The sequence below is a fragment of the Mycobacterium sp. genome (assembly GCF_025933915.1).
In the GTDB taxonomy this organism is placed as follows: Bacteria; Actinomycetota; Actinomycetes; order Mycobacteriales; family Mycobacteriaceae; genus Mycobacterium.
Genome location: NZ_JAICZA010000257.1, coordinates 1 through 4,355 on the forward strand (window position 1 = coordinate 1; position 4,355 = coordinate 4,355).

A 4,355-nucleotide genomic window follows, 5' to 3' on the forward strand; every position below is an offset into this window, starting at 1 on the left:
ATCCGGTGGAAGTGTGGGGCTGGGACGAGGCCTACGTCGCCGTCAACGCGGAGGACCCCAGCGAGACCGCGCAGCGGATCCGCAGCGTCATCTCCTCGGAAACCGGGCTGTCCTGCTCGGTCGGCATCAGCGACAACAAGCAGCGCGCCAAGGTCGCCACCGGTTTCGCCAAGCCGGCCGGCATTTTCGTGCTCACCGATGCTAATTGGATGTCGCTGATGGCCGACCGTCCGGTCGACGCGCTGTGGGGCGTCGGGCCAAAGACGGCGAAAAAACTTGTGGCTCTTGATATTACGACGGTTCGACAACTGGCCCACAGCGACGCGGAGTTGTTGACGGCCACGTTCGGGGCGCGCACCGGGCTGTGGCTGCTGCTGCTGGCCAAGGGCGGCGGTGATACCGATGTCAGCGCCGAGCCGTGGGTGCCGCGCTCGCGCAGCCACGTCGTCACCTTTCCCCGCGACCTCACCGATCACACCGAGATGAACACGGCCATAACGGATTTGGCGGAACGAGCCCTGGCCGACGTGCTGGCCGAAGCGCGGGTGGTGACCCGGGTGGCGGTCACCGTACGAACCGCGACGTTCTACACGCGCACCAAAATTCGCAAGCTCGACGCGCCCACCACCGATCGCGACACGATCGTCGCCGCGGCCTTGCGCGTCCTGGACCTATTCCCCCTCGACCGGCCGGTCCGTTTGCTCGGGGTGCGGCTCGAGCTCGTTATGCCGGACTAACGGGGCCGGGTCGGGCGGATTGCCGGGCCGCAGCGCACGGGTGAAGATCACGTTCACCTGGCGCATCGCGACGCTATAAGGCCACCACGCAAGCCTTTTGAAGGCGTACAGCGCCCGGATATCGGCCGACGTGTAGATCAGGTAGCGGTTCTTGGCCACCCCGGCCAGGATCTTCTCGGCGGCCTTCTCCGGCGACACGGCGTGGCCTGAGAATCGCTTTATCCACCGGGCGACGTTGGGGTCCTCGCGGTCCACGCCGGCGATCTCCACGGTCCCCACCAGCGGGGTGTTCACCGCGCCCGGCACCACGACCGACACCCCGATGCGGTGGCGGGCCAGGTCGAAGCGCAGCACCTCCGAGACGCCGCGCAATCCGTACTTGCTGGCGCTGTAGGCGGCATGCCAGGGCAGGGCGACCAGCCCGGCCGCCGAGGACACGTTGACCAAATGGCCGCCCCGCTTCGCCGCCACCATCGGCGGCACGAAGGTCTCGATGACGTGGATCGGGCCCATCAGGTTGATGGCGACCATCTTGCTCCACTGCTCGTGGGTCAGCCGGTCGACGGTGCCCCAGGCCGATACGCCGGCGATGTTCAGCACCAGGTCCATGGCCGGATGCTCGGCATGGATGTCGGCGGCGAACGCGGCCACCTGGTCGTAGTCGGCGATGTCCAGCACCCGATGCTTCGGGACCTGCGCCCCCAGGGCGCGGGCGTCGGCCACGGTCAGCTCCAGGCCGTCGGAATCGCGGTCGGTCAGGTAGAGCTCGGCGCCCTGCGCGGCGAGCCGCAATGCGGTAGCGCGGCCGATGCCGCTGGCCGCGCCGGTGACAAAACACCGTTTTCCTGCGAAATACCGCCCCGATGCCTTCTGCGCCATGGCGGTGACGATACCGCCGGTACCACCCAGCCCAGCCCTAGGGACGGCCGGCCCACAGCGCGTGCAGCCACAACTGCTCGAGCACGCGCACCCGTCGGCCACGATCGCTGTCGGATCCGGTCAGGACCGGGTCACCGGTCAGCACCAGCGCGGTGGTACCGGTCAGGGTGCGGATCAGGGTCGGAAGGTCGTCGCTGATCGGCCTGGCGGTGCCGGCCTTCATCTCGTCCTCGACGATGGCGACGATCTGCGCCAGTACCACCTCGAACTGCTGGTCGAGCAGGTCGCGGATCTCGACGTCGGTATGGCGGGCCTCGTTGCAGGCGGTCACCACGGGGTCGTTGTGTGCGTAGACGGCCGCGGCGCTGCCGACCATCCGCTTGGCGAACTCTTCGGGCGACTCGCCCGGCTGGCGGGGGGCGAAATACTGCGTGAGTTCCTCGAGCTCCTCGGTGGCCTCGGCCATCAGCTGTGCCAGCACCGCGTACTTGGAGTCGAAATAGAAGTAGAAGCCGGATCGGGCGACCCCGGCCCGCAGGCTTATGGTGCTGACCGACAACTCCGCGAACGGCTTTTCCTGCAGCAGCTCGCGCACCGCCTGCACGATCGCCTGGCGTTGCTTGTCGCCACGCCGTCGTGCTCCCGGCACCGGATTGGCGGGGTGGCTGGTCACTCCCTGACCTTGCACCACGCCACGTAAAAAGCAAACTTGACAGCCGTCAAGTTTTTCGGCGAAGGTTATGGATCAGTGACCGCTGTCACCCGAGGGCACGCAAAGGAGCGTCTATGACCGCGACCATCAGCACTCCGCAGTACCTGCTGGACCAGGCGCGGCGCCGGTTCACCCCGACGCTGAACACCATCCCGGGCATGGGGGCGATCGAGAAGCGTCTGCTGACCCACGAGTGGGAGCCGAAAGTCCTGGCAGAACCGCCCGCCGGCAGCGGCCTCAAACCCGTGGTCGGCGATGCCGGCCTCCCTGTGCTTGGGCACATCATCGAGATGTTCCGGGGCGGGCCGGACTATGCGCTGCATCTTTATCGCACCCGGGGCCCGCTGAGCTACCTGCATTCGCCGATCATGCCGGCGGTCACCGCTCTGGGCCCGGACGCCACCCAGGCCGTGTTCTCCAACCGCAACAAGGACTTCTCGCAGAAGGGCTGGCACCCGGTGATCGGGCCGTTCTTCAACCGCGGCCTGATGATGCTGGACTTCGACGAGCACATGTACCACCGCCGCATCATGCAGGAGGCCTTCACCCGCGGCCGCCTGACCGGCTACGTCGAGCACATCGACAGGGTGGCGAGCGACATCGTCGCCAACTGGCCGACCAACGACGCGCGGTTCCTGTTCCACCCGGCGATGAAGGAACTCACCCTCGACGTCGCGTCCCTGGTGTTCATGGGACACGAGCCGGGCACCGACCACGACCTGGTCACCAAGGTCAATCAGGCGTTCACTATTACGACGCGTGCGGGCGGCGCGATCATCCGGCAGCCGGTCCCGCCGTTCAAGTGGTGGCGCGGGCTGCAGGCCCGCCAGCTGCTCGAGGACTACTTCACCGAGCGCGTCCGGGAACGCCGCAAGGCCACCGGCAGCGACATGCTCACGGTGTTGTGCCACACCGAGGATGACGACGGCAACAGCTTCACCGACGAAGACATCGTCAATCACATGATCTTCTTGATGATGGCCGCCCACGACACGTCCACGTCGATCACCACCACGATGGTCTACAACATGGCCGCCAACCCGGAGTGGCAGGAGCGCGCGCGCGAGGAGTCGGGCCGGCTCGGCGATGGACCGCTGGACATCGAGTCGCTCGAGAAGCTGGAAACACTCGAGCTGATCATGAACGAGTCGCTGCGCATGGTGACGCCGCTGCCGTTCAACATGCGGCAGGCCGTTCGGGACACCGAGCTGCTGGGCTACTACATTCCCGCCGGCACCAACATCACCATCTGGCCCGGTATGAACCATCGGCTACCCGAATTGTGGACGGAGCCAGATAAATTCGACCCGGAGCGGTTCGCCGAACCGCGCTCGGAGCACAAGAGTCACCGGTATGCGTTCGCGCCGTTCGGCGGTGGCGCGCACAAGTGCATCGGCATGGTGTTCGGTCAGCTGGAGGTCAAGACCGTGCTGCACCGGCTGCTGCGCCGCTACCGCGCCGAGCTGGCCCGGCCGGGCTATCAGCCGCGGTGGGACTACGGCGGCATGCCGATTCCGATGGACGGCATGCCGATCGTGCTGCGCCCGCTCTGAGCGTCCTCGACAGCGTGTCACCTGCGCCGCCATAGCGGTATAGACCGAGTTTCATTTGCGCTACCACCGGCGCTAGCGCAAATGAAACTCACCTCTTCGTTCGCGAGAGGCCCGGCCGGCATCACTCGCCCGCGAGCAGCCGGTTGGCGCAGGCGATGACCGCGCGCAGTGCCGACTGCGTCGGATCGTCCGAGAGGCCCATCGCCCACTCTGCGCGGGCGCCGTTGCTGCCGCGGATGAACGTGGCGATGTCGCTTCCCGATCGCATCTGATGGAACGTCACGCTCTCGACGGTGATCCCGCGCTCGTGCAGCATCGCGGTCAGGGCCGCGATCGGGCCGCCGGCGGCCGCGGTTGCGGTGCTGATGCCGTCGCCGACGGCGATGACGGCCTGGAAGTTGCGGGCCTGCGGACCCGATCGCGAGGCGTCCGCGCACTCCCACTGGCCCAGCCGCAGCGGGCCGCTGGTGCGTG

General features: G+C 67.2%; 5 protein-coding genes. 2 read left to right on the plus strand and 3 right to left on the minus strand.

Annotated features, from left to right (window positions below):
* Positions 1 to 737: DNA polymerase IV (locus tag Q0W90_RS23535; protein ID WP_297776989.1), on the plus strand; the 737-nt coding region annotated here is incomplete at its 5' end.
* On the opposite strand, the gene Q0W90_RS23540 is transcribed toward Q0W90_RS23535, so the two are convergent.
* Together Q0W90_RS23540 and Q0W90_RS23545 are read right to left on the minus strand one after the other, a co-directional pair.
* Positions 672 to 1,616 carry an SDR family oxidoreductase gene (locus Q0W90_RS23540; RefSeq protein ID WP_297601120.1) on the minus strand — a complete coding sequence of 315 codons (945 nt, stop codon included), beginning with the start codon at positions 1,614 to 1,616 and terminating at the stop codon, positions 672 to 674. The genes Q0W90_RS23535 and Q0W90_RS23540 overlap by 66 nt on opposite strands.
* Before the next feature lie 37 nt (positions 1,617 to 1,653).
* On the minus strand, positions 1,654 to 2,289 hold the full coding sequence (locus Q0W90_RS23545; protein WP_297601117.1) for a TetR/AcrR family transcriptional regulator: 636 nt from the start codon (positions 2,287 to 2,289) through the stop codon (positions 1,654 to 1,656).
* Positions 2,290 to 2,402: 113 nt separating this feature from the next.
* Here Q0W90_RS23545 and Q0W90_RS23550 point away from each other — a divergent pair, with 113 nt between their 5' ends.
* Entirely contained in the window at positions 2,403 to 3,881 is a 1,479-nt protein-coding gene (locus tag Q0W90_RS23550) for a cytochrome P450 (protein ID WP_297601114.1), read from the plus strand.
* Between the two features lie 121 nt (positions 3,882 to 4,002).
* Here Q0W90_RS23550 and Q0W90_RS23555 read toward each other — a convergent pair.
* A partial coding sequence (locus tag Q0W90_RS23555) for a homocitrate synthase (protein WP_297776993.1) occupies positions 4,003 to 4,355 on the minus strand: 353 nt, incomplete at its 5' end.

Coding starts and splice junctions, on each gene's coding strand:
- Q0W90_RS23540 (WP_297601120.1), bottom strand. CDS start 1,616: ATGGCGCAGAAGGCATCGGGGCGGTATTTCGCAGGAAAACGGTGTTTT.
- Q0W90_RS23550 (WP_297601114.1), top strand. CDS start 2,403: ATGACCGCGACCATCAGCACTCCGCAGTACCTGCTGGACCAGGCGCGG.